This window comes from Microbulbifer sp. CAU 1566 (genome assembly GCF_023156515.1).
In the GTDB taxonomy this organism is placed as follows: Bacteria; Pseudomonadota; Gammaproteobacteria; order Pseudomonadales; family Cellvibrionaceae; genus Microbulbifer.
In genome coordinates, this window is the sequence record NZ_JALNMG010000008.1 from 55,656 (window position 1) to 81,559 (window position 25,904).

General features: G+C 59.4%; 22 protein-coding genes. 9 read left to right on the forward strand and 13 right to left on the reverse strand.

Annotated features, from left to right (window positions below; all coding sequences use genetic code 11):
• Positions 1–172 precede the first annotated feature (172 nt).
• From rpe to trpC, 6 genes are all read left to right on the forward strand, one after another.
• A complete protein-coding gene (gene rpe / locus M0G74_RS17340) occupies positions 173–841 on the forward strand; it encodes a ribulose-phosphate 3-epimerase (protein WP_160151471.1) in 669 nt (222 codons plus the stop codon).
• Positions 842–1,457: 616 nt separating this feature from the next.
• Positions 1,458–2,939 carry an anthranilate synthase component I gene (trpE, locus tag M0G74_RS17345; RefSeq protein WP_160151470.1) on the forward strand — a complete coding sequence of 494 codons (1,482 nt, stop codon included), beginning with the start codon at positions 1,458–1,460 and terminating at the stop codon, positions 2,937–2,939.
• A 36-nt stretch (positions 2,940–2,975) separates the two neighbouring features.
• Complete coding sequence (locus M0G74_RS17350; RefSeq protein ID WP_160151469.1) at positions 2,976–3,833, forward strand: ion transporter; 858 nt, start codon at positions 2,976–2,978, stop codon at positions 3,831–3,833.
• Positions 3,830–4,408 (forward strand): aminodeoxychorismate/anthranilate synthase component II, encoded by a 579-nt coding sequence (locus M0G74_RS17355; protein WP_248219976.1) that lies wholly within the window; start codon positions 3,830–3,832, stop codon positions 4,406–4,408. Before M0G74_RS17350 ends, M0G74_RS17355 begins: the two co-directional genes overlap by 4 nt.
• A 205-nt stretch (positions 4,409–4,613) precedes the next feature.
• The gene (gene trpD / locus M0G74_RS17360) at positions 4,614–5,648 is read left to right on the forward strand and encodes an anthranilate phosphoribosyltransferase (RefSeq protein ID WP_160154740.1); all 1,035 of its coding nucleotides are present in this window, start codon (positions 4,614–4,616) and stop codon (positions 5,646–5,648) included.
• Between the two features lie 4 nt (positions 5,649–5,652).
• Entirely contained in the window at positions 5,653–6,447 is a 795-nt protein-coding gene (gene trpC / locus M0G74_RS17365; RefSeq protein ID WP_248219978.1) for an indole-3-glycerol phosphate synthase TrpC, read from the forward strand.
• A gap of 128 nt (positions 6,448–6,575) precedes the next feature.
• Here trpC and M0G74_RS17370 read toward each other — a convergent pair whose 3' ends face one another.
• Positions 6,576–7,703, reverse strand: coding sequence for an S-(hydroxymethyl)glutathione dehydrogenase/class III alcohol dehydrogenase (locus M0G74_RS17370; protein ID WP_248219980.1), 1,128 nt, complete (start codon positions 7,701–7,703; stop codon positions 6,576–6,578).
• A gap of 161 nt (positions 7,704–7,864) precedes the next feature.
• Between M0G74_RS17370 and M0G74_RS17375 the strand changes: the two genes are divergently transcribed.
• Together M0G74_RS17375 and M0G74_RS17380 are read left to right on the forward strand one after the other, a co-directional pair.
• Complete coding sequence (locus tag M0G74_RS17375; RefSeq protein WP_248219983.1) at positions 7,865–8,752, forward strand: LysR substrate-binding domain-containing protein; 888 nt, start codon at positions 7,865–7,867, stop codon at positions 8,750–8,752.
• 246 nt (positions 8,753–8,998) lie between these two features.
• Entirely contained in the window at positions 8,999–11,185 is a 2,187-nt protein-coding gene (locus M0G74_RS17380; protein WP_248219985.1) for a M3 family metallopeptidase, read from the forward strand.
• Between the two features lie 63 nt (positions 11,186–11,248).
• Here the strand turns inward: M0G74_RS17380 and M0G74_RS17385 are convergent, their stop codons facing one another.
• A complete protein-coding gene (locus tag M0G74_RS17385) occupies positions 11,249–13,387 on the reverse strand; it encodes a transporter substrate-binding domain-containing protein (protein WP_248219987.1) in 2,139 nt (712 codons plus the stop codon).
• A gap of 288 nt (positions 13,388–13,675) precedes the next feature.
• Complete coding sequence (crp, locus tag M0G74_RS17390; protein ID WP_160151462.1) at positions 13,676–14,311, reverse strand: cAMP-activated global transcriptional regulator CRP; 636 nt, start codon at positions 14,309–14,311, stop codon at positions 13,676–13,678.
• Between the two features lie 320 nt (positions 14,312–14,631).
• Between crp and M0G74_RS17395 the strand changes: the two genes are divergently transcribed.
• On the forward strand, positions 14,632–15,039 hold the full coding sequence (locus M0G74_RS17395) for an OsmC family protein (RefSeq protein WP_201276951.1): 408 nt from the start codon (positions 14,632–14,634) through the stop codon (positions 15,037–15,039).
• Between the two features lie 98 nt (positions 15,040–15,137).
• Here M0G74_RS17395 and coq7 read toward each other — a convergent pair whose 3' ends face one another.
• The 10 genes from coq7 to aroQ all read right to left on the reverse strand — a co-directional run bounded on the left by coq7 (position 15,138) and on the right by aroQ (position 25,868).
• Positions 15,138–15,782, reverse strand: coding sequence for a 2-polyprenyl-3-methyl-6-methoxy-1,4-benzoquinone monooxygenase (gene coq7 / locus M0G74_RS17400; protein ID WP_248219990.1), 645 nt, complete (start codon positions 15,780–15,782; stop codon positions 15,138–15,140).
• Between the two features lie 25 nt (positions 15,783–15,807).
• On the reverse strand, positions 15,808–17,103 hold the full coding sequence (purD, locus tag M0G74_RS17405) for a phosphoribosylamine--glycine ligase (RefSeq protein WP_160151459.1): 1,296 nt from the start codon (positions 17,101–17,103) through the stop codon (positions 15,808–15,810).
• Between the two features lie 287 nt (positions 17,104–17,390).
• Positions 17,391–18,965 carry a bifunctional phosphoribosylaminoimidazolecarboxamide formyltransferase/IMP cyclohydrolase gene (gene purH, locus M0G74_RS17410; protein WP_248219991.1) on the reverse strand — a complete coding sequence of 525 codons (1,575 nt, stop codon included), beginning with the start codon at positions 18,963–18,965 and terminating at the stop codon, positions 17,391–17,393.
• A 141-nt stretch (positions 18,966–19,106) separates the two neighbouring features.
• Positions 19,107–19,412 (reverse strand): DNA-binding transcriptional regulator Fis, encoded by a 306-nt coding sequence (fis, locus tag M0G74_RS17415; protein WP_160151456.1) that lies wholly within the window; start codon positions 19,410–19,412, stop codon positions 19,107–19,109.
• The gene (dusB, locus tag M0G74_RS17420; RefSeq protein WP_160151455.1) at positions 19,409–20,419 is read right to left on the reverse strand and encodes a tRNA dihydrouridine synthase DusB; all 1,011 of its coding nucleotides are present in this window, start codon (positions 20,417–20,419) and stop codon (positions 19,409–19,411) included. The genes fis and dusB overlap by 4 nt, the downstream gene beginning before the upstream one ends.
• Positions 20,420–20,628: 209 nt before the next feature.
• Positions 20,629–21,951, reverse strand: coding sequence for a DUF3426 domain-containing protein (locus tag M0G74_RS17425; protein ID WP_248219993.1), 1,323 nt, complete (start codon positions 21,949–21,951; stop codon positions 20,629–20,631).
• A gap of 246 nt (positions 21,952–22,197) precedes the next feature.
• Positions 22,198–23,088, reverse strand: a complete 891-nt coding sequence (gene prmA / locus M0G74_RS17430; protein WP_248219995.1) for a 50S ribosomal protein L11 methyltransferase — start codon at positions 23,086–23,088, stop codon at positions 22,198–22,200.
• Between the two features lie 404 nt (positions 23,089–23,492).
• The gene (gene accC, locus M0G74_RS17435; protein ID WP_160151453.1) at positions 23,493–24,836 is read right to left on the reverse strand and encodes an acetyl-CoA carboxylase biotin carboxylase subunit; all 1,344 of its coding nucleotides are present in this window, start codon (positions 24,834–24,836) and stop codon (positions 23,493–23,495) included.
• Between the two features lie 16 nt (positions 24,837–24,852).
• Entirely contained in the window at positions 24,853–25,329 is a 477-nt protein-coding gene (gene accB, locus M0G74_RS17440) for an acetyl-CoA carboxylase biotin carboxyl carrier protein (protein WP_160151452.1), read from the reverse strand.
• A 104-nt stretch (positions 25,330–25,433) separates the two neighbouring features.
• The gene (gene aroQ, locus M0G74_RS17445; RefSeq protein ID WP_160151451.1) at positions 25,434–25,868 is read right to left on the reverse strand and encodes a type II 3-dehydroquinate dehydratase; all 435 of its coding nucleotides are present in this window, start codon (positions 25,866–25,868) and stop codon (positions 25,434–25,436) included.
• Positions 25,869–25,904 lie beyond the last annotated feature (36 nt).

The window sequence follows — 25,904 nt, forward strand, 5'->3', positions numbered from 1 at the left end:
TTGAAGGCCGGGTGCCGGGAGGAGCTTTTCGGGATCGTCGCAAACAGGATGTTTGCGCCGAAGCGCCCAGGGATGGGTTCACAGCGGTCCCGAAAAGCTCCTCCCGGTGACCGGCCGCCACCGAGCTGATACAAAGCTCCGGGGCGAAACCTCCAAGCACCGAGACGAGAAAATGCCAGACTACAAAATTGCACCCTCCATCCTCTCCGCCAACTTCGCCCGCCTGGGTGAAGAAGTCGACAACGTCCTTGCCGCCGGCGCCGACTGGGTGCACTTCGATGTAATGGACAACCACTATGTCCCCAACCTCACCATCGGCCCCATGGTCTGCAAGGCACTCCGCAACCACGGCGTAACCGCCCCCATCGACGTCCACCTAATGGTCGAACCCGTCGACGACATGATCCGCATGTTCGCGGACGCCGGGGCCACCTATATCACCTTCCACCCGGAAGCCAGCAAGCATGTCGACCGCTCCCTGCAACTGATCCAGTCCCTCGGCTGTAAATCAGGCTTGGTGTTCAACCCCGCCTCCAGCCTCGACGCCGCCAAATATGTCATGGACAAGCTCGACATGATCCTGCTCATGTCCGTAAACCCCGGCTTCGGTGGCCAGAAGTTCATCCCCGCCACCCTCGATAAGCTGAAGGAAGCGCGCAAACTGATCGACGATTCCGGCCTCGACATCCGCCTGGAGATCGACGGCGGCGTAACCAAAGACAACATCCGCGAAATCGCCCAAGCTGGTGCCGACAGCTTTGTCGCTGGTTCCGCCATCTTCAATGCGGATGACTATGCGGAAGTGATCAAGGTGATGCGCTCGGAGCTGGCGCAGGCCTGAGGGTTATTGGTTGCTTCGTAGATGACTCTGTGGCGGCCGGGCACCGGGTGGAGCTTTTCGGGACCGCTGTGAACCCATCCCTGGGCGCTTCGGCGCAAACATCCTGTTTGCGACGATCCCGAAAAGCTCCACCCAGCACCCAGCCTTCGCATCTGAGTTCAGCGATTATTAGCCCGAATCGAAGCTGGAGTGCCGGGTAAGGGGTTTTGAAAGCGTCAGCGACAGGGACGTCGCTGACGCAGCGTACAGGGATGTATCTACAGCGGTTTCAAAACCCCTTACCCGGTGCTCCGGCGCCACAGGGGGTGATAAAGGACTTGAAAGGGGTTAATAAGAACCACAAAATCCCAAGCTTGCCGCCTCTACCAGAGATTTGTACACTTGCTCGCCGGAATACAGGGAAGCAACTCGACGCTGCGACGTCAACGCTGTGAGAAAGCGAACATTGAACTGCACTGCCCCCCACATCAACAGCTGGCGATGGCGCCACTGATCCGCTGAGCCTGAAGACCAGAACTGGTCCGACGGGCGCCTTTCTCGCGGGTAGGATTCCACTAAAGATGCGCAATCCAGGCCCGAATACAAAATACGAAGCATTGCACAGACCGGAGTCGCCATGACCCCCAGCGAATACGCCCAACTTGCGTCTGCAGGATACAACCGCATACCTCTTGTCCGCCGCGTACTGGCCGACATAGAAACCCCGCTGACGACTTATATGAAGCTCGCCGCCCGCGATGGCGGCCGCTATAGCTACCTGTTTGAGTCCGTACAGGGCGGGGAAAAGTGGGGGCGTTACTCCATTATCGGCCTGCCCGCACGCACTGTACTGAGAGTGGCCGGTCACGATGTGGTAGTCGAGCGCGATGGCAAAATCGTCGAGCAGAAAACCGTTGCAGACCCGCTGGCCTTCGTCGAGGAGTTCCGCGGTCGTTACAAGGTGCCGGAAATCGAGGGCCTGCCGCGCTTCAACGGCGGCCTTGTGGGCTATTTCGGCTATGACGTGGTGCGCTATATCGAGCCCAAACTCGCCGACAGCTGCCCGCCCGACACCCTGGGTAATCCGGATATCCTGCTGATGGTCAGCGACGAGCTGGTGGTGTTCGACAATTTGGCCGGCGCGGTGCTGTTTATCGTGCACGCGGACCCGCAACAGGAAGACGCCTTCGAGTCCGCCCAGCGTCGCCTGGACCAGCTGGTGGGCCAGCTGTCGCAGCCGCTGGCCAGCGTCGAGCCATTGGGCATCGACGGCGAACACACCGCGGAAGACATTTTTACTTCCCATTTCGGCGAAGAAGCCTTCAAGCAGGGCGTGCACAAGGTCAAAGAGTACATCCTGGCCGGCGATGTCATGCAGGTAGTTCCGTCTCAGCGCCTGTCGGCACCGTTTACGGTTCCGCCGCTGAACTTGTATCGCGCCTTGCGCAGCCTCAATCCGTCTCCATATATGTACTTCCTCGACCTGGGGGATCATCAGGTAGTGGGTTCGAGCCCTGAGATCCTGGTGCACCTGGAAGATGGTGATATGACCGTGCGCCCGATCGCCGGCACCCGCCGCCGCGGCGCCACCGAGGAGCAGGATCTGGCGCTGGAAAAAGACCTGCTGGCGGACCCGAAAGAGATTGCCGAGCACCTGATGCTGATCGACCTGGGTCGCAACGACGTGGGTCGGGTTGCGCAAACTGGCACAGTGCAGGTGACCGAAAAGATGGTGGTGGAGCGTTACTCCCACGTAATGCACATCGTCTCCAACGTGACCGGCAAGATCAAACCGGAGCTGCACGCCATCGACGCCCTGCGTGCGGCCCACCCGGCAGGAACCCTGTCCGGCGCGCCCAAGATTCGCGCGATGGAAATTATCGACGAGCTGGAGCCGGAAAAGCGCGGTATCTACGGCGGTGCCGTGGGTTATCTGGCGTGGAACGGCAACATGGATACCGCCATCGCGATTCGCACCGCGGTGATCAAGGACGAAAAAGTATACGTGCAGGCCGGTGCTGGCCTAGTCGCGGATTCCGATCCGCAGTCCGAGTGGGATGAAACCATGAACAAGGCGCGGGCACTGTTCCGCGCTGTGGCCATCGCTACCGGGCAATAACCTTATTTTCTTGATCCATTGGAAGCTGTAGAACCGATGAGTAGTGAAGTATCAGTAGGGCAGAACAGCAGTTTTGCTGAACAGTGTCGCCGCTGGGTCGACGCACCAATTTTCAATCAGGTGATTATCGCCCTGATCTCGGTGAACGCCGTAGTCGTTGGCCTGGAAACCTCCACCTGGGTGCTGGAGCGTTTCAGCAGCACCCTGCACGGTATCAACCAGCTGATCCTGCTGGCGTTTATGGTGGAGGCCGCGATCAAAATAGCCGCGCACGGCAACCGCCCCTGGCGCTACTTCGCTAACGGCTGGAACTGTTTTGATTTCAGCATCATCGTGCTGAGCCTGATTCCGGCCGCGGGCCCCATGGCCACACTGGCGCGGCTGGTACGCGTACTGCGGGTTTTACGACTGGTATCGGCGTTTCCGGAACTGCGACTGCTGGTGGATACGTTGCTGCGCAGTCTGCCGAGCATGTTCCATATCAGCTTGCTGATGGGGATCATTTTTTACATTTACGGGGTGGCCGGTTATTTCCTGTTTCACGAAATCGACCCCACCCACTGGCGCACCCTGCCGATTGCGTTGTTGAGTCTGTTCCGTATCGTCACCTTTGAGGACTGGACGGACATCATGTACACCGCGATGGAGGCCATGCCCTATGCGTGGATTTACTTCATCAGCTTTGTGGTGATGGGTGCGTTTGTGATGATCAACCTGTTTATCGGGGTGGTTCTGAACAACCTGGAAGAGGCCAAGCTACGCCGCCTGGACGAGCTGGCGATGCCGCCGAGTCAAACCGAAATTCTGCGCGAACTCCGCGCAACCCAGGAATCCCTCGCCCGCTTGCAGAAGCGCCTGGGAGACATGGGAGATGAGAAAGGAAGCGAATCATGATCCTGATGATCGACAACTACGACTCCTTCACCTTCAACATCGTGCAGTACTTGGCGGAGTTGGGGGCTGACGTCGTAGTGAAGCGCAACGACGAAATTACCGTTGCGGATATCGAAAAGCTGAACCCGGAGAAAATCGTAATCTCACCGGGCCCCTGCACGCCGAACGAAGCGGGAATCTCCATGGAGACCATTCGCGCCTATGCGGGCAAATTGCCGATTCTCGGTATCTGCCTCGGTCACCAGAGTATCGGTCAGGTGTTTGGCGGTCGCGTGGTGCGCGCCGGAGAGGTGATGCACGGCAAGACCTCGCCGATCATTCACAACAACCTCGGCGTGTTTCACGGGCTGTCCAATCCGTTTGAGGCGACCCGCTATCACTCGCTGGTGGTGGAGAAGGGCAGTCTGCCGGATTGCCTGGAAGTTACTGCCTGGACCGAGACCGAAGATGGTGAGATCGATGAGATTATGGGAATTCGCCATCGCGAGTTGCCGATTGAGGGCGTGCAGTTCCATCCGGAGTCGATCCTGACCCAGCATGGGCACGATATGCTGAGAAACTTTCTGGAGAGCTGAACTGGAACAGCGCTCGAATGCCTGATGCGAAGGCCCTGATGCCGGGGACTGTTTGCGAGACCTTCCGCGAGAGGGACCTCGCGGAAGAGCCCCCAGGGATGGGTTTACGGCGTGTCTCGCAAACAGTCACCGGCAGCAGGGCCGCCAAGGAACCTGTTTAAAGCCACCGAAAGACCAAGGAAACAGTCTTGGGGGAGCAAGAATAATGAATATCCAACAGGCCATCGGAAAACTGGTCGAGGGTGAGCATCTCACCCGCGGAGAAATGCGCGAGGCCATGGGCCAGATTATGCGTGGGGAAGCGGAAGACGCGCAGATTGGTGCGTTTCTTGTGGCGCTGCGTATGGCCGGTGAATCCGTGGAGGAAATCACCGGTGCGGTAGAGGTGATGCGCGAGTTGTGCACCAAGGTCGAGATCGATCAGACCAACGCGGTGGATATCGTTGGTACCGGCGGTGATGGTGCCAACCTGTTTAACGTCTCCAGTGCTTCCAGTTTTGTCGCCGCCGCTGCCGGTGCGCGGGTGGCCAAGCATGGCAATCGTTCCGTTTCCTCTTCTTCCGGTGCCGCAGACCTGCTGGAAAAAGCCGGTATCTATCTACCTCTGACTCCCGAACAGGTTGCCCGCTGCATCGACGGCGTGGGGGTGGGGTTTATGTTTGCTCCCAGTTATCACAGCGCCATGCGTCACGCCATAGGCCCGCGCAAGGCATTGGGACTGCGCACCATTTTCAATCTGCTGGGGCCGCTGACCAACCCCGCCGGCGTCAAGCGCCAGGTCATCGGCGTGTTTGATTATCACTACTGCCGCATGCTGGCGGAGGTGCTGCAGACCCTGGGTGCCGAGCATGTGCTGGTGCTGCACAGTGATGACGGCCTGGATGAAGTAAGTCTGGCCGCAGATACCCGCGGTTGGGAGCTGAAGAACGGTGAATTGAAAAAGGTCACCATCGCGCCGGAAGATTTCGGTATCGAGCGCCAGAACCTGGACGGGCTGTGTGTGGACGGTTCCGAAGCGTCCCTGGCCCTGATCCGCGATGCCCTCGGCAAGCGTGAAACCCCCGCAGGGGACAAGGCAGCTGATATCATTGCCATGAATGCCGGTATGGCCATCTACGTCAGTGGCGTGGCTGCAAGCCGGGCGGAAGGGGTGAGCATGGCGCAGGACGCCATCTACAGCGGCCTCGCCGGAGAGAAGATCAACGAGCTGGCCGCCTTTACCAGCGCATTCAGAGAGTGAAGTAATGAATACGCCAACAATTCTGAAAACCATTGTCGAGCGCAAATGGGAAGAAGTAGCCGAGCGCAAGAAGCTGGTCAGTCAGGATGAAATGCAACAGCGCGCCCTGCAGCAGCCTCCCTGTCGCGGTTTTGTGAATGCCATTGAGGCCAAGCGCAATGCCGGTGAAGCGGCGGTCATCGCCGAGATCAAGAAGGCCTCGCCGAGCAAGGGTGTGATCCGGGAAGACTTTATCCCCGCGGAGATCGCCACCAGCTACGAGAAAGGCGGTGCCGCCTGTCTGTCGGTGCTGACCGATGTGGACTTTTTCCAGGGTGCCGACGAGTATCTGCAGCAGGCCCGCAATGCCGTGCGCCTGCCAGTGATCCGCAAAGATTTTATTGTCGATCCTTACCAGGTGTATGAAGCCCGCGCTATCGGTGCCGACTGTATCCTGCTGATTGCCGCCTGTCTGGACGACGCACAGCTCACCAGCCTGAATGACCTGGCGCTGGAGCTGGGCCTGGATGTGCTGGTGGAAGTGCACGACCGCCAGGAACTGGAGCGGGCCCTGAAGCTGCCGAACCGCCTCATCGGTATCAACAACCGCAATCTGCACAATTTCGAAGTGCAGCTGGAAACCACCTTCAAGCTGCTGGACCTGATTCCGGAAGATCGCATCGTGGTGACCGAAAGCGGCATCCATACCACCGACGATGTGGCGGCAATGCGCGGCCACAATGTGGATACCTTCCTGGTGGGGGAAGCGTTTATGCGGGAAGAGGAACCGGGCCGTCGTTTGCTGGAATTGTTCAATTAAGTTGTGCCGTTCAGGAACGGCGTTCGCCGATAAAAAAACCGGGCAGTGCCCGGCTTTTTTATGCCTGTGGGATAGGGCTGAGACCTAGTCCTAACTTTCAGCCTTAACTTTCGGCCCCAGTTTTGCGCTCACTGGTCGAAATGGATTACCGAGCGGATGCTCTCGCCACTGTGCATCAGGTCAAAGGCCTCGTTGATAGCGTCTAGCCCCATGGTGTGGGTGATGAAATCGTTCAGTTTGAACTCGCCTGCGAGGTAGCGCTCCACGTAGTCCGGTAGTTCCGAGCGACCCTTCACGCCGCCAAAGGCGGTGCCTTTCCACACCCGGCCGGTGACTAGTTGGAAGGGACGGGTGGCGATTTCCTGGCCGGCACCGGCGACGCCGATGATGATGGATTCGCCCCAGCCCTTGTGGCAACACTCCAGCGCGGAGCGCATCACGTCCACATTGCCGATGCACTCAAAGGAGTAGTCCACGCCGCCATCGGTGAGCTCGATGATCACTTCCTGGATCGGCTTGTCGTAGCTTTTCGGGTTGATGCAGTCGGTCGCACCCAGCTGACGCGCCAGGTCGAACTTACTCTCGTTGATGTCGATCGCAATGATGCGTCCGGCTCTGGCCATGGCCGCGCCGATCACCGCTGACAGGCCGATGCCACCGAGGCCGAAAATGGCAACGGTGGCGCCTTCCTCGACCTTGGCGGTATTCATCACCGCACCCATGCCGGTGGTGACGCCGCAGCCCAGCAGGCAGACCTCTTCCAGCGGCGCATTTTTGTTGACCTTGGCCAGGGATATTTCCGGCAGCACCGTGTACTCGGAGAAAGTGGAGCAGCCCATGTAGTGGTAAATGGGCTGGCCGTCCCTGGAGAAGCGGGTGGTGCCGTCCGGCATCAGGCCCTTGCCCTGGGTCTCACGGATCTTGCCGCACAGGTTGGTCTTGCCGGATAGGCAGAATTTGCACTCGCCGCACTCAGGTGTATATAGCGGGATCACATGGTCGCCCACCGCCACACTGGTCACGCCTTCGCCCACGGATTCGACGATACCACCGCCCTCGTGACCGAGAATAGCCGGAAAAATACCCTCGGGGTCATTCCCGGACAGGGTGAACGCATCGGTGTGACAAACACCGGAGGCGATCACGCGGATCCGCACCTCGCCAGCCTGCGGTGGCATCACATCCACTTCCTCGATAGACAGCGGCTTGCCCGGGCCCCAGGCCACGGCAGCTCTGGATTTGATGGTCTCGGTCATATCTGACTCCTGTTCAGCTCCTGTTGATTTCTGGCGGCGGTCTGGTGCCATTTGCGGCGCAGTCTATCTTTTTCTGATTTGCGTATAATCCGTACCAATTGCAAAACATTTTTTCCATTTGGTAACAGTCCAGTCCCGTGATTACGAGAGGTGACAGATCAGTGAGCGCAGGTAATTGGGAGGGGGTGAGTGAATTTGTGGCCGTGGCCGAGTCCGCTAGCTTTACCGGCGCAGCGCGCAAGCTGGGAATTTCCACGGCCCAGGTCAGTCGGCAGGTGAGCGCACTCGAGGGTCGGCTTTCTACCCGATTGCTGTATCGGACCACCCGCAAGGTATCGATGACAGAAGTGGGGCAGGTGTATTACCAGCACTGCCGCCGGGTGCTGGATGGGCTGGCGGAGGCTGAGCGGGCAGTGACGGATCTGCAACAGGTGCCTCGGGGCCGATTGCGGCTGACGGCACCGGTGACCTACGGCGAGACCACGCTGGCACCACTGGTCAACGATTTTGTCCTGCGTTATCCCGAGTTGCAGGTAGAAATGGAGCTCACAAACCAGAAGCTCGACCTGGTAGCGGAGGGCTACGACCTCGCCATTCGCCTCGGCAAGCTGACAGACTCCAGCATGATGGCGCGACGGCTGGGGTCGCGCACCCTGTATGTCTGCGCCTCCCCATACTACCTGTCTTCCCACGGCGAACCACACAGCCTGTCCGAGCTGGCGCGACATAACTGCCTGCCGGGCACTTTGGATTACTGGCGTTTTCGCGAGCAGGGGCGTTCACGGAATATCAGGGTGAGCGGCAGCTTCCGCTGCAACAGCGGCCGTGCACTGGTGGATGCGGCACTGAAGGGCATCGGCATTGTGCAGTTGCCGGATTACTACGTGGACCAAGATTTGCAGGAGGGGCGGCTGGTTTCCCTGTTGGAGTCCTACCGCGAGGAGGATGACGGTATATGGGGGATCTATCCCCACAACCGCCATCTGTCGCCCAAGGTCAGTATGTTGCTGGACTTCCTGAGTAAATCTATCGGCTCCGTGACTGGTTAGTGTCGTAAGAGTGTTGCGTAAGGGGGTTGCGTGAGGGAGTTACGTAAGTATCGAGCCGAGCGACGGGATGAATGGTTGGGCTGTCGGGATGAACGACATTGAGGTGAATTCCCAGTCATTCATGAAATGCTATATTGGCGCGTTAGACATTTTGAGTGGGTACGGCAACGGCCTCTTCCGGAGACCTTTGGAACCGATACCTGATCACAACCCAAAATACCCCCTGATGACATAGCGGAGAATGAAATGCGCAAATCCCTGCTCGCGGTCGCTATCGTGGCGATCGCTGCCTGTTCCGAGGCTCCCAAGCCGGACTCAGAAAAGTCTGTGCAGGCATCTGAAGTCGAAAAGAGCCAGGTGGCTGGAGATCAGGCGACGCCGGTAGCCGGGGATAACCCCCTGCTCAGCGCCAGTACTCTGCAATACCAGGCGCCGGACTTCGGCAAGATCGAGGACAGCCACTTTGAGCCCGCCTTCGAGCAGGGGATGAGCGAGCACCTGCTGGAAATCCAGGCGATTGCCAACAACCCGGAACCGGCCAGCTTCAACAATACGATTGTGGCGATGGAGGAAGCGGGCTCTCTGCTGACTCGGGTATCCCGCATCTTCTTCAACCTGGTGGGCAGCGACAGCAACGAAGCCCGCCGTGCCCTGCAAAGCAAGCTGGCGCCGAAACTGGCGGCGCACTCCGACAGTATTTACCTGAACCCGGCGCTGTTTGCCCGAGTCGAAGCGCTGTACAACCAGCGCGTCGAGAAAGAGCTGGACGCGGAATCCGCGCGCCTGCTGGAAGACTACTACGACAACTTCGTGAAGGCCGGTGCCAAGCTTTCCGCGGAGCAGAAAGTAACCCTGCGTGCGCTGAACGAAGAGCACTCCAAACTCACCACCCAGTTCAGCCAGAATCTGCTGAAGCTCAGCAAAGACATTGCGGTGATTGTCGAGGAGAAGGGCGAACTGGATGGCCTGTCGGACAGCCAGATCAAAGCCGCCGCTGAGGCTGCTACCGCTGCCGGCCACGAAGGCAAATACCTGATCAGTATTACCAATACCACTCGCCAGCCGGTACTTACCTCCCTGAAAAACCGTGAGCTGCGCCAGCGTATCTGGGAAGCCTCGGCTCACCGCGGCACTTCCGGCGAGTTGGATAACCGTCCGCTGGTCAAACGCCTGGTGCAGATCCGCGCACAGAAAGCTGGTCTGCTAGGTTACGGCAACTGGGCCGAGTATCAGCTGACCGGCACCATGGCGGAAAAGCCGGAAAACGTGCTGAACATGCTGAATTCCATGGCGCCGGCGGTGGTGAACAACACCAAGGCCGAGCAGGCCGATATCCAGGCCATGATCGAGCGCGAAGGTGGTGACTTCGAGGTGCAGCCCTGGGACTGGGCCTACTACGCGGAAAAAGTGCGTCAGGAGAAATACCAGCTGGATGAAAGCGAAGTGCGTGAGTACTTCGAGTTCAACCGGGTGCTGAACGATGGTCTCTTCTACACCATGAATCGTCTGTACGGCATCACCTTCAAGCCGCGCCCGGATCTGCCGGTGTACCATCCGGACGTACAGGCGTTTGAACTGTTCGACCACGACGGCGAGAGCCTGGCAATTTTCTACGCGGATTACTTCGCGCGCGACGGCAAACGCGGTGGCGCCTGGATGAGCTCCTTCGTGGGACAATCCGAGCTGCTGGAGCAGAAGCCGGTGGTGGTGAATGTCATGAACATTCCCAAAGGCCCGGAAGGCGAGGCCACCCTGGTGAGCTTCGACCACGTTACCACCATGTTCCACGAACTGGGCCACGGTCTGCACGGCATGTTGTCCAAGGTGCATTACCCCAGCCTGGCGGGCACCGCGGTATCCCGTGACTTCGTCGAGTTCCCGTCCACGTTTGAAGAGGATTGGGCGAGCCATCCGGAAGTGCTGGCGAACTACGCCTACCACTACAAAACCGGTGAAGCGATTCCCGAGGAACTGCTGGCAAAAGTGCTGAAGGCGAAAAACTTCAATATGGGCTTCGACACCTTGGAGTACATGTCTGCGGCACTGCTGGATATGGAATGGCATTCCCTGCCCGCCGACGCGGAGCAACAGGACGTGGAGAAGTTTGAAGCCGAAGCGCTGGCCAAGCACGGTGTTGACCTGGCTGCGGTACCGCCGCGCTACAAGTCCACCTACTTTGCCCACTCCATCGGTGGCGGCTACTCCGCCGGCTACTACGCCTATATGTGGAGTGAGATTCTGGCTGCGGATGCCTTTGCCTACTTGCGCGAACGCGGTGGCCTGACCCGCAAGAATGGCGACCTGTACCGCAAGAACATTCTGGAGGTGGGTAACTCCCGCGCGCCCATGGAGTCCTACGTGAAGTTCCGGGGCAAGGAACCTACCACCGATGCCCTGCTGATCCGTCGCGGTCTCAACCCGGAAAAAGGGTAAGTCTCAAGGGCTGCGCAGGGAGGCGCACGTAATAACTGAAATCCGGGCTTGCGCCCGGTTTTTTTATGGGGGCTGTGAGCGTATGGGGCTGAGCAGCGGTGCCGGCATACCTGTATCACCGGTGGCGACGCCGGTATAGGCCTTGTACAGCTGGCTGATGTTGCGCACATATTGTGCCGGCTCAGCGCCTCGTACATAGCCGTAGCGAGCATTCTGGAAGTATTTGGGCTCGGATAGCTTCAGCATGGCCTCTTCGACATTGCCAAACCAGACATTGGGGTCCAGCTCGAGCTCTTTTGCCAGCCGGCGGGCATCCAGCAAGTGGCCGTAGCCGGCGTTGTAGGAGGCGAGGGTGAACCAGAGCTTCTCGATGGCCGGCAGGTTGGGTTCAAAGCGGTCGCGCACCCAATTCAGATACTTGATACCTGCCTGAATATTGCGATCCGGGTCGAACAGCGGCGGAGGGAAGCCCATGTCTTCCGCCGTCAGCGGCATCACCTGCAGCAGGCCCTGGGCGCCAACCGGTGACACCGCATTGGGGTTGAAGTTGCTCTCCTGCCACATCTGCGCCACTACCAGGCGCCAGTCGAAGTTGTATTCCAGCGACTGTCCCTTGACCAGAGTGTCGAAGGGAGACAGGTCCTCTCCCGGAATCACGCGCGCAGCGACCCGCTGGGTGAAGCGTTTGTTGGGCTGGAAGTAGGCGGCAATCTTCTGTTGGTACTGATCGCTCTTGCGGTACTTGGTGAGGAATTTGTTGAGTTGCTTGAGCAGCTCACGGTTCTGCGGCATCAGCATCCAGCCCTGTGGGCGCGGGTCGCTCACCAGCGTGCCGGGTCTCAGGTCCGGCCGCAGCGATGAGGCCATCACCACATCATCGTTGTCGACGATGGTTGCATCCAGCTCCCCATCGGAAATTTTGGTAATGATTTCCCCGAGGGACACCTCGGGCGGTGCAACTTCCACCGCGACATCGATACCACTTCTTTGGATGGTGCGCGCGGTGGCGATGAACGGGGAAAACGCGCGCAATGTCAGGGTACGGCCCGCGAGGTCCTGTACTTTATCAATGGCCGGCTTCTTCTGGCTGCTAACCACCTGCTCCGGTGTTTCCCGATAGGAGGTGGTAAAGACGATGCCCTGGTCGATACGCTCCTGGGTAATGTTTTTCACCGCACCGGCGAAATCCCCGCGTCCGGCCTTGAGCCAGTCGATCAGAGTTTCGTCGTAGGGCACGACGATGATCTGCAATTGCAAATTGTGCTGTTCGGCAAAGGCCTTGGCCAGGTCATAGTCAAACCCCATCAGCACGCCCTTCCACAGGTAGTAGACGGAGGGTCGGTTGTAGGTCAGAAAGCGGACAACACCGGACTTCTTGATTTCTTTCCAGTCTGCAATCCGGTCGTCCGGTGGCTGAGCCAGGTTTCTGGTCAGGAAGTTATTCACCCGCGTTAGCAGGTGCTTTGAATCCTTGCGCAGGGCCCAGGCGATATTTTCCGGCTCAGTCACCGCCGCGCCGGTGCGGACATCGTTCCGGTAGCTCACGAGGTTGTCGGTGATGTAGTCATCCATGATGGCCACCCGATTACTTTTTTCGCTCAGTAGATCGACTAGGGCATCGCGGTTTTCGTAGACAATCGGCTCAATGATGCTCAGGTTTGCCTCGGGAAATTGCGCAATCAAACGGCGTGCCGTGTCCACGTAAGTGGATCCCGCCTGGGCGACCAGCTCCACGTTGCGTAGCAACTTGGGGTCGCTGATGTCTGGTCCCAGGGTGCTGGTCAGCAGCTTCTGACGGGCCTGCATCAGCGGTACGGTGAAATCGACCAGCTGGCGCCGGGCCTCGTTGTCGGTAAGGGAGTAAGCGGCAATATCGGCGCGGCCTGATTGCACCATCTCAAGCGCCTGTTGCGGGGTGTCGGCCTTGATCCAAAGCGGCTTGAGCTGCAGTTTTTCGGCCAGTTTATTGGCCAGGTCGAAGCTTCTCAGGGTGACGATGCTGTCTCTGGGCAGCAGGTTTTCACCAGCAGGGCCGGACAGGTTGACGAAGCGAATAATGCCGCGCTTCTTTATCGCCTCCAGATCACCTGTTTCGATATAGGTGGCCGGAATCGGTGCCGGTGAGCTGGCAGGTGGGACTGTGCTCGAGTTTCTGGTCGCGTTTTGTGGATCCTGTTTTCCACAGGCGATCACTAACAACACAGTAACGATCAAAAAAATGATCGCGCTAAAAGATAGTCTGTTGCATCGCTGAGTTATCCGGCAACAGCTGCGCATAGGCCGATACCTCGCATTTATATAGCGAAATATTAGTGTCGCAGTGGATGAATCAGTGCAGTGGAATTAGCGCCGGGGCCGTGTGGTACGCGCGGCAAAGTGCGCAGTTGTGATTGCTTGGGTCGGGACTGGGGTAGGGGAGCAAAGGGTACTGCAGGGATGGAAAGAGGGGGGCGAGCAGGGCGCGTGAAGCGGCCCCGCTCAACCGTGGAATCAGCGAGTGCCGAATACCACCATGGTTTTTCCCTTCACCGAGACCAGGCCCTGTTCTTCCAGGGTTTTCAGAACCCGGCCCACCATCTCCCGGGAGCAGCCGACAATACGACCGATTTCCTGGCGGGTGATCTTGATCTGCATACCTTCCGGATGGGTCATTGCGTCCGGCTCGTTACACAGGTCCAGCAGGGTGCGGGCCACACGGCCGGTCACGTCGAGGAACGCCAAGTCTCCCACCTTGCGGGTGGTGTTGCGCAGACGCAGGGCCATCTGGGTGGCCAGGTTGAACAGGAATTCCGGGTGCTGACGGGTCAGTTCCTGGAATTTGCTGTAGGAAATTTCTGCGACTTCACACTCGGTCTTGGTGCGCACCCAGGCGCTGCGGGTGTCCTGGTCAAACAGGCCCATCTCGCCGAAGAAGTCGCCGTCGTTCAGGTAGGCAACGATCATCTCGCGGCCTTCGTCATCTTCGATCAGTACGGTTACCGAGCCGCGCATAATGAAGTAGAGGGACTCGCAGCGGTCACCGGCATAAATGATGGTGCTCTTGGCCGGGTAACGGCGGCGGTGGCAGTGAGCGAGGAAGTCTTCGATATTGCCAGTAGTCAGAGTTTCTTCGGTAGCGACCGTCACGGATCTACTCCTTTTCTTGAATTTTTGTGCCTGATCCCGGGTAAGAGGACGATTATCCCGCTAAAAGACCGGTGCCGACAGGGGCAGGGCGCGGCAATGCTTCGCAATGTGATCTGGGCCACTATTTGCAAAGGGCTGGGACTGGGTGTTGTTTATAGCGGTTGTGGACTGTGCTGACAACCGCCGTGAGTAAAGGCTTACTTTGGTTTGTGAGCCGCTACAGAGTAATTCCATACCGGGGTGCTGCGGAACTGGGGTTCCCATGTGATAAGCTCCCGGCCCCCATCCATTTTGAAGGAGATTATTCCATGGCGGGTGTTATGCAGGGTCAGGTGACCTGGGTGAACGGTGTCACTTTTGTCGGTGAGTCCGGCAGTGGCAATTCGGTGGTCATGGAAGGTGGCCAAAAGAACAACGGTATCCGCCCGATGGAAATGATTCTGCTGGGGGTGGGCGGCTGCGCTTCCTACGACGTGGTAGGCATTCTGCAGAAGGCGCGCCAGGATCTGGTCAGCTGTCACGTTGAACTCAAGGGTCACCGCCCCGATGCGGTTCCGGCACCGTTTGAAAAGATCGAGATGGAATTTGTGGTGCGTGGGCGGAATATCAAAGAGGCGCAGGTGGCGCGCGCGGTGGAACTGTCCGCGGAGAAGTACTGCTCGGCATCCATCATGCTGGGCAAATCCGGGGTGGAAATCGTCCACAGCTACCGGATTGAAGAGGTGTGAATCGGACTTGTTAGCTGGTTCAGCCGGAAAAATAAAAAACCCCGGGTCTCGTCGAGAACCGGGGTTTTTTATTGGCGAGAAATACCCAGGGGCTGCGACTAGACCCGGTAAGTGACAGACGTCATCGCCTTGGACATGAGCGTCATCAGTCCCTTCACCGGGCCGGGAAAACGCGCACCACCGGCATCCAGCGCCGCGTGCTGGTGCTTGGCTTCGTCCACCAGCATCTGCTCGACCACCGCGCGGCTGCGTTGGTCCTGAGCGGGTAAACGCTGGAGGTGGTCTTCCAGGTGCTTGCACACCTGCTCTTCGGTCGCGGCCACAAACCCTAGGCTGACCTTGTCACTGATCTTGCCGGCGGTCGCACCAATCCCGAAGGAAAGGCCGTACCACAGCGGATTCAGCAGGCTGGGGCGGCTGTCGAGCTCCTGCAAACGCTGCTCACACCAGGCCAGGTGGTCGATCTCCTCATCTGCCGCATGTTCCATTTCCGCCCGTACCTGCGGCAGCTTGGCCGTCAGCGCCTGGCCCTGATACAGCGCCTGGGCGCAGACTTCACCGCTGTGATTGACCCGCATCAGCCCCGCCGCATGGCGGCGCTCGGCGTCCGACAGCTCGGTCTCGTCTGCGGATTTGGCCGGTGACGGTCGCTCGTGGCAGGGCGATCCCGGGCTCAGGGTGCGCAGGGCGCGATCCGCCTGCAGCAGCAGGTGGTCCAGTCCGGTCAGTTGGCGTTGGCTCATGGCAATTCTCCCACCGATGAGGCCATCAGGCCTCTTCAGACTGCTCGCGCTCGACCGCGCGGTAGCCGATATCCTTGCGGTAAAAAACGCCTTCCCAGTGGATATTGCGGGCGCACTGGTAGGCGTTTTCTTTGGCTTCCGCCACGGTGTCTCCCAGTGCAGTGGCGCAGAGCACACGGCCGCCGCTGGTCACAACACGCTCGCCGTCCAGGGCGGTGCCGGCGTGGAAAATCTTGGCATTTTCGCTGTCGGCCTTGTCGAGTCCGTTAATGGCATCGCCTTTGCGATAGCTGCCCGGGTAACCGTTTGCGGCCAATACCACACCCAGGGCCGGGCGCGTGTCCCACTCCACTTCCACCTTGTCCAGGCGCTTTTCGATGGCGGCCATACACAGCTCTACCAGGTCGGACTTGAGGCGCATCATGATCGGCTGGGTTTCCGGGTCACCGAAGCGGCAGTTGTACTCGATAACCTTGGGTGCGCCTTCTTCGTTGATCATCAGGCCGGCGTAGAGGAAGCCGGTGTAGGGCATGCCTTCGGAAGCCAGGCCTTTCACGGTGGGCTCGATGACTTCTTTCATCACTCGCGCGTGGACATCCGGGGTGACTACGGGTGCCGGGGAGTAGGCGCCCATACCGCCGGTGTTGGGACCGGTGTCGCCGTCGCCGACGCGCTTGTGGTCCTGGCTGGTGGCCATGGGCAGGATGTTTTCGCCGTCGACCATGACGATGAAGCTGGCTTCTTCGCCGGTGAGGAATTCTTCGATGACCACGCGGCAGCCGGCGTCGCCGAAGGCATTGCCGCTCAGCATATCGCGCACGGCCAGCTCGGCCTGTTCCACGGTTTCGGCGACGATGACGCCTTTACCGGCGGCAAGGCCATCGGCTTTGACGACGATGGGGGCACCCTGTGCGCGCACGTATTCGATGGCCGGTTCGACTTCGGTGAAGTTCTGGTAGGCGGCGGTGGGGATGGCGTGGCGCTCGAGGAAGTCTTTGGTGAAGGCTTTGGAGCCTTCGAGCTGGGCGGCGGCTTTTTCGGGGCCGAAGATGTTGTGGCCGCGGGCGTTGAAGAAGTCGACGATACCGGCGACGAGGGGGACTTCGGGGCCGACGATGGTGAGGTTGATGCCTTTTTCTTCGACCAGGTCAGACAGGGCGGAGAAGTTGTCGACGCCGATGTTGACGTTCTGGAGTTTGGGTTCGCGGGCGGTGCCGGCGTTGCCCGGTGCGACGAAGACGGTGTCTACGGCGGGGTTTTGGGCGGCCTTCCAGGCCAGTGCGTGTTCGCGGCCACCAGAGCCGATTACCAGGATATTCATTCTTGAGTTTCCCCGTGCCTGTTATTTAGGTGGGCTAGTTTAGCATTTTGCGCTGGGTTGCCGGGTAGAGACTGGTTTGGGAGGTAGTTAAGAGCGCTTCGTTGCCAGTCCTGTGGCGGTTCTGAAGCTGGTGCCCCTTTCCGAGACACGCCGTGAACCCATCCATGGGGGCTCGGCTGCGGCCGTCCTGGCCGCAGACGGTCTCGGAAAGGGGCACCAGCTCCAGAACCTTCCCGTATAACGCGGGAATATTACGTACCCGTGTCGGTAGTCGTATTAATTTGCGCTTAGTGACGGAAGTGACGCATGCCGGTAAACACCATCGCCATACCGTGCTCGTCGGCTGCGGCGATCACTTCCTCGTCGCGCATGGAGCCGCCGGGCTGGATCACGGCGCTGATGCCGACCTTGGCGGCGTTGTCGATGCCGTCGCGGAAGGGGAAGAAGGCGTCTGATGCCATGACGGCGCCTTTGACTTCGAGGCCGGCGTGTTCGGCCTTGATGGCGGCGATGCGCGCGGAGTTGACGCGGCTCATCTGGCCGGCGCCGACGCCGATGGTGCGGCCGTCTTTGGCGTAGATGATGGCGTTGGATTTGACCATTTTGGCGACTTTCCAGGCGAACAGCAGTTCGTCCATTTGCTCGTCAGACGGTTGCACCTTGGTGACCACTTTGAGATCTTCCTTGGCGACCATGCCGTTGTCTTTTTCCTGGATCAGCAGGCCACCGGTGACGCGTTTGAAGTCGAACGCTGTCGGGCTTTCGCTGCCCCATTCGCCACACTCCAGCAGGCGCACATTCTGTTTGGCTGAGACCGCTTTTGCCGCACCTTCGGAGACTTTGGGGGCGATGATGACTTCGGAGAACTGTTTGTCGACGATCAGCTGGGCGGTTTCGGCGTCCAGTTCGCGGTTGAAGGCGATGATGCCGCCGAAGGCGGATTCCGGGTCGGTGGCGAAGGCCAGTTCGTAGGCGGTCTTGATGTCCGCGGCTACGGCGACACCACAGGGGTTGGCGTGCTTGACGATGACACAGGCCGGCTCGTCGAACAGTTTTACGGTTTCCAGGGCGGCGTCGGTGTCGGCGACGTTGTTGAAGGAGAGTTCCTTGCCCTGCAGCTGGCTGGCGGTGGAGACGGAGGCTTCTTCCGCATCAGCTTCCACGTAGAAGGCCGCCTTTTGATGGGGGTTCTCGCCGTAGCGCATGTCCTGGGCTTTTTCGAACTGCACGTTGAAGGTGTTGGGGAATTCGCGGGCAACGTTTTGGGTGTTACGCGCGCCGAAGTGGTTGGCGATCATGCCGTCGTACTGCGCGGTGTGTTCGAACGCCTGTACCATCAGGTCGTAGCGGGTTTCGTAACCCAGCTGGCCGTCGTTGGCTTTCATTTCCTCGATCACGGTGTCGTAGCTGTGGGCGTTGACCACGATAGCGACGTCTTTGTGATTCTTGGCGGCGGAGCGGACCATGGTGGGGCCGCCGATGTCGATGTTTTCGATGGCGGTGGGCAGGTCGCAGTTAGGATCGGCGACGGTGGCCTTGAAGGGGTAGAGATTGACCACGACCATGTCGATGGGCTTGATGCCGTGTTCACTCATTACCGCGTCGTCTTTGCCGCGACGGCCAAGGATGCCGCCGTGCACTTTCGGATGCAGGGTTTTGACGCGGCCATCCATCATTTCCGGGAAGCCTGTGTAGTCGGAAACTTCCACTACCGGGATACCGGCTTCGCCCAACTGGCGGTAGGTGCCGCCGGTGGAGAGGATCTCCACACCCATTTCAGAGAGCTCGCGGGCAAATTCCACAATGCCGGTTTTGTCAGAAACGCTGATCAGCGCGCGGCGAACGGCCACCTTGTCAGTCATATCGCATCGTCCATCTATATGTACAAAGAGCAGGTTAAAAAAGTCGAAAATACAAATAGCGAGGGGGGATGGGTAAAACCCATCCCCCCTCGTCGAATTTTTACCGCTCCGGCTTATGTCTGCCGGTAGCGGTGGGCTGCCTTACAGCAGACCGTAGCGCTTGAGCTTTTTACGCAGGGTTCCCCGGTTGAGGCCCAGCATTTGCGCGGCGCGTGTCTGGTTGTGGCGGGTGTGTTTCATTACCACTTCCAGCATCGGTGCTTCAATCTCGGACAGAACCATGTCGTAGACTTCAGTCACCATCTGGCCGTCCAGGTGACGGAAGTAGTTTTCCATCGCCTGCTCAACCGCATCGCGCAGTGACTGCTGCTGCGGTTGTTGTAGTTGTGTCTGGCCCCCGGTGGATGCCACATCACTGGCATCCGGAATCAGTGCTTCATTATTCATGCCGCTTTTGCCCCTCTAGTTATTCGGCGTTCAAACCACTCACGAACGCTGGCATGTTGTGCTTCTGCGCTATCAATTTGGTTAAAGGTCTTGCGAAAGGACTCGCTGTCGGCGAGTGTTTTTACGTACCAACCCACGTGTTTGCGGGCGATGCGTACCCCCATAACCTCACCGTAAAAACGATGTAGCTCACTCAAGTGAGTAAGCAATATGTCCCTGACTTCTTCCAGTGATGGCTCCGGTAGCTGCTCTCCCGTTGCGAGGAAGTGAGCAATCTCCCGGAAAATCCATGGACGTCCCTGAGCCGCACGGCCAATCATGACCGCCCTGGCGCCGGTGTAGTCCAACACCTTGCGGGCCTTTTCCGCGCCGGTGATATCGCCGTTGGCAAAGACCGGAATCTTTACCGCAGACACAATCTCGGCAATGGTATCGAATTCGGCCTGACCATGGTAGCCACAGGCGCGGGTGCGTCCGTGAACCGCCAGGGCAGTGATCCCGAGATCTTCGGCCATTTTGGCCACCGTCACCCCGTTGCGGGAATCCGGACACCAGCCAGTACGAATTTTCAGCGTTACCGGTACTGAGACGGATTGCACCACCGATTCCAGAATGTCGGCGACCAGTTTTTCATCGCGCAGCAGGGCAGAGCCCGCCGCTTTTTTGCACACCTTCTTTGCCGGGCAGCCCATGTTGATATCTATGATCTGGGCGCCACGCTCAACATTTGCCTGCGCAGCTTCGGCCATCATCTGTGGATCGCCACCGGCAATCTGTACGGATATGGGGCCGGCTTCTCCGCTGTGATCCAGGCGCATTCGCGATTTGCGGCTGTCCCACAGGCTGGTGTCAGAGGTAACCATTTCCGACACCACCAAGCCTGCGCCGAGTTCGCGGCACAGTTGGCGGAAGGGGCGATCAGTAACGCCGGCCATGGGCGCCAGTATGACTGGCGCACCGATGTTATAGGGGCCTATGGCGAAGCTGCTTGGCAATTCCGTGGGCAACTGCGCCCTCCCGCGGGTTAATTCCTGCCAGGGATCTTACTTTCGATCCCCGCGAGGGCAAATTGGGTGTCTAAAGAGCGGCCTATAATAGCGGCTGGTCGGCCGCTGGAAAAGCGAAAAAGCGCGCAAATTGTTCGATGGCTGGCCGTTTAGGGCGAAGTTTGTGCAGTAATACGAAGATTATTACGCCGTGCAGGGTTCTCGGCATCTCACTGCTTTGCGATGCGCAGCTCATAGTTCACGGCGTCCTCGCCCGGGTCGACAATATCGAGGGCGATATGTACCGGATTGCCACTGGGCATCAGCTGGCGCCCGGAAAGCTCGCCCTTGAGGTATTCCTGGGGCTGGAAACGACGGCTGGCGACAGGGGCGTTCTTCAGGTCGGTAAAGCGCAGCTGCAGTGCCGGGAAAGGCTGGTCAAAGGGTGCCCGGTTCAGTAGTACCGCCTCCACCGCCAGCGCGCCGGGAATGGAAGGGTGGCTGCGCACCACCAGGTTGGCGGTATGGATGGCATGGATGTCCACCTGTGCCGGCAGTTTGCACCCCAGCAGCGGACACAGTTGCGCGTAGATACCGCGCCACGGGTCGCGCTTGCTCAGGGTGTCGAAACGGAAGTAGGCGACCTGGGCTGCCAGTGTCAGCATTAAAAGTACGCTGCCGAGTGTCCACAGCCAGGCTGGCACCCGGTTGTGTCGCCGGGGCTGCCAGTTCACTTCGATGGGCGCCGGACCTATGGCGGAAATCAGCTGGTCTCTGGGGAGCAGTGGGGCCTGGTCGCGTTGCCGGGGGTCGATATGGTCGTCGTGATCGTCCGGCTGGCTACGCGGCTTCTGGTGCGTCGCACTTGCCCTGGCCAGGGGGCCGTCGTCGGAAAAGCGCTCGAGGTCCTCATGCGCGTCGATATCGTCCGGCAGGATAAACGGGTCATCTTCTGGTGCCTGGGGTAGTCCCAGGTCGTCGGTGAAGCTGAATTCGTCGCGGGCTGCTGTGGGCTCATTAAAGTCCGCTGGGTTGCGGGGGGGGTGATCCCAGCTGTCTACGCCACTGGATTCCTCCCGGGCGATCTCTTCTGCCCAGGGATCCTCGCTGGCAGCTTCCAGGTCTTCGCCGATGCCCAGATCCAGGTCTTGCTGGGCGTCTTTGTTATCCAGCTCCTGCCACTGCTGCTCGCCAAAAGCGTCATCGATCAGCGGGCTTTGGCGGGCGCGGTTCTCCGTGGCCGGTGCTCCCAGCGCTTTGTCGCCACTGGCCTTGCGGGCGGGGGCGATTTCGTCGGAAATGCCTTCGGCGGAGTCGTCACCTTCCAGCTCGATATCGTCGTGGATCAGAAAGTCGTCGTCTTCCAGTAGTTCTTCAATGGCTTTCTTGCTCGCTGGCTGCGGGTCATCCTCGTTGAATACGATGTTTTCATCGGCGCGAAAGACTTGCAGGCAGGAACCGCAGCGCACGGCACCGCGAGCGGCGCGAAGCTGATCTTCACTGACATGGAAAGAGGTGCTGCAGTGGGGGCAGCGGGTGACCAGTTGCGACATGGATTTCGACGATTATTGCTTTGGCGGGGAAGTTTATCAGTCGGAGGGCTTTGCGCGTAGTCCGAGGCGCTTGGTAGCTGGTCCGGGTGCCTTGTAAGTCCGATCCCGGGCGTCGCTGCTACCGATACTCTTTCGCGGGGCACGCTACGAGTACATCCCTGTAAGCTCGGACGCGGCCATCCATGGCCGCGTACGGTCCCGCGAAAGAGTATCGGTATCAGCGCCTTAGCATCTGAGTTCGGTGCTCTATCTCACCCTCGTTCCGCTGAGTCGAACCCAGTCCTCCTTCGTGCCGTCCGTTTCGAAATCGATCCACTGGCTGTAAGCCGCCTTCACTTTGTCTGCCTGGCTGGAGAGGATGCCGGACAGGCAGATACGGCCGCCGACCCTGGTGCGTTCTATCAGTTGCGGTGCGAGTTCTACCAGGGGGCCGGCGAGGATATTGGCCAGCATCAGGTCGGCGCTGGCTTCACTGGCGGGCGGTGTCTTCTCCGGCAGGTATACCGGGAAGCGATCCGGGTCTATGCCGTTGCGCTTGGCATTGTCGCAACTGGCGATCAGGGCCTGGGGGTCGATGTCGGTGCCGAGGGCACTTTCAGCGCCGAGCAGCAGGGCGGCGATGCCGAGGATGCCGGAGCCGCAGCCGTAGTCGATGGCGGTTTTGCCGCTGACGGGTTCGCTGGCGAGCCACTGCAGGCACAGAAAGGTGGTGGGGTGGGTGCCGGTGCCGAAGGCGAGGCCGGGGTCCAGCAGCAGGTTGACGGCGTTGGGTTCAGGCGGTTCGCACCAGCTGGGGCAGATCCAGAGGTTGTCGGCGCACTGGATGGGTTTGTAGTGGCTCATCCATTCCCGCTCCCAGTCTTTGTCTTCAAGCTGTTCCCAGCGGGCGTTGGGGAGCAGTTCGCAGAGGTGGGAGGCGGCTTTGGCTTCGGCGATATTGGTGTCGACTTCGGCGTCGAAGAGGCCGGTGACGAGGGTCTCGTCCCACAGGGGCGTTTCGCCGAGGCCCGGCTCTAGAATGGGCTGGTCGGCATTGTCTTGCAGGGTGACGGAGACGGCACCGGCGAACAGCAGGGCATCTTCGATTTTGCCTGCCTGTTCTCGATTGGTGTTTACGCGGAGTTGGAGCCAGGGCATTGAGTATAATCCGAAGTTCGGTGGTTTAAGTTTTCCCGAAGCCCTGAGGCGGTGCTGCCCCCGGTAAGGCTTTGCGGGACACGCCGTGAACCCATCCATGGGGGCTCGACTGCGGCCGTCCTGGCCGCAGACGGTCCCGCAAAGCCTTACCGGGGGCACCACCTTCGATTCGGACTGCGGTGCTACTTGGGTAGTGCGGAAATTGGCTTACAGGGTAAGAAAGGTCGGGCTAAAGGGGAAGTGCCGGGTATCGGTTTTCAAAAGCGTCGGCGACAGGGACGTCGCCGACGCAGCGTACAGGGATGTATTCACAGCGGTTTTGAAAACCGATACCCGGTGCTGCCCCGCCACGGTGGTGGGGCAGAGCTGCATCCCTCCGGGCTGAGATGCACAGTGCCGAGGGCTTATTCGAGACCCAGCTTCTTCTCGAGATAGTGGATATTCACCCCGCCTTTGGCGAATTCCGCATCGCGGACCAGTTCTTCCTGTAGCGGAATATTGGTCTTGATACCGGTGATGATGGTTTCGCTCAGCGCCACTCGCATCCGCGCCAGCGCGGTTTCGCGGTCTTCGGCGTAAGTGATGATCTTGGCAATCATCGAATCGTAGTTCGCCGGGACGGTGTAGCCGGAGTAGAGGTGAGAGTCCACGCGCACACCGAGGCCGCCAGGCGCGTGGTAGTTTTCTACCTTGCCGGGGCTGGGGAAAAAGTTCTTCGGGTCCTCGGCGTTGATACGGCACTCGAAGGCGTGGCCGGTGATCTTGATGTCTTCCTGCTTGAACGACAGCTTCTCACCCGCGCACACACGGATCTGTTCCTTGATCAGGTCCACGCCGGTCACCATTTCGGATACCGGGTGCTCCACCTGAATACGGGTGTTCATTTCAATGAAATAGAAACGCTCGTCTTCATACAGGAATTCGAAAGTGCCGGCACCGCGGTAGCCGATATCGATACAGGCCTGAACACAGGCATCCTGCACACCTTTGCGTACGTCGTCCGGAATGCCCGGGGCTGGGGCCTCTTCCAGGACCTTCTGGTGACGGCGCTGCAGGGAGCAGTCGCGGTCGCCGAAGTGCACGGCGTTGCCCTGGCCGTCGGACATCACCTGGATTTCCACGTGGCGCGGGTTCTGCAGGAATTTTTCCATATATACGGTGCTGTCGCCGAAGGCGGCACCGGCTTCGGATTTGGTCACCGAGATGGCGTTCAGCAGGGCGCCTTCACTGTGCACCACGCGCATGCCGCGACCACCACCACCGGCGGCGGCCTTGATGATCACTGGCAGGCCGATTCGGCGGGCAATCTCCAGGCACTTTTCGCCGTCGGCGGGCAGTGGGCCGTCAGAACCGGGTACTGTCGGCACGCCTGCTTTTTTCATCGCAGCGATGGCGGATACCTTGTCGCCCATCAGGCGAATGGTATCGGCGTCGGGGCCGATGAAGGTGAAGCCGCTTTTCTGTACCTGCTCGGCGAAGTCAGCGTTTTCCGCCAGGAAACCGTAACCTGGGTGTACCGCTACCGAGTCGGTGATTTCCATCGCCGAAATGATGGCGGGAATGTTCAGGTAGCTCTGGGGCGAAGGGTTGGGGCCGATACAAACGGCCTCGTCCGCCAGGCGCACGTGCTTGAGATCGCGGTCGATCTGCGAGTGGACGGCAACGGTGCCGATGCCCATCTCTTTACAGGCGCGCAAGATGCGCAACGCGATTTCGCCGCGGTTGGCGATCAGGATTTTTTCAAACATGTAATGGTGCCCCCGCTCAGGAAATGGTCACGAGCGGCTGGTCGAACTCTACCGGTTGTCCGTCTTCCACCAGGATGGATGCGATGGTGCCCGCTTTGTCGGCTTCGATCTGGTTCATCATCTTCATGGCTTCGACGATGCAGATGACGTCGCCCACTTTCACCTGTTGGCCAACTTTCACAAAGGGATCGGCGCCCGGGCTGGCGGCAGCGTAGAAGGTGCCCACCATCGGTGATTTCACCGGGTGGCCGGTCAGGGCCGGTACAGATTCTGCACTGCTTTCTGCGGCGGCGGGGGCTGCCGGAGCGACAGGTGCGGCGGCCGGTGCCGCAGGTGCCATCATCGGCATGGCCATTTGTTGTGCCTGCATGGCGGCAGCGCCGCTGACGCCGCGGCTGATGCGCACGGACTCTTCGCCCTCTTTGATTTCCAGCTCGCCGATGTCGGACTCTTCGAGCAGTTCAATCAGTTTTTTGATCTTGCGGATATCCATAACAGTGTCACTCTTGATCTTGTGATTTTGTGGTCAGGGTGCCGGCGCTTGGCGTGGACGGCCCCCATAAATGAAATTCTTTCGAAATCGATTCAACGTCGCTTTTAAAGCCGCTTCAGGGCCGCCTGTAGCGCCAAAGTGTAGCTATCTGCTCCAAATCCGCAGACAACGCCCAGGGCCAGATCCGATAAATAGGAATGGTGGCGGAAGCTTTCGCGGGCGTGGGGATTGGAGAGGTGGACTTCAATAAAGGGAATTGCCACCCCCGCCAGGGCGTCGCGCAGGGCGACACTGGTATGGGTGTAAGCTGCCGGATTGATGACAATAAAGTCCACTTTGTCGGCAAAGGCCTGGTGAATGCGTTCTACCAGCCCTGCTTCGCTGTTGCTTTGTAGGCAGTCAAACTCGCAGCCGGCCTCGGCGCACTGGGCGCGGGCGGCTTCGTTAATCTGCTCCAGAGTAGTGGAGCCGTAAATCTGCGGCTCGCGGGTGCCCAGCAGGTTCAGGTTGGGCCCATGCAGCAAAAGCAGTTTAGCCATTCGGTGCCTCGCTCGATGCTTCACTCTTCGTATTGG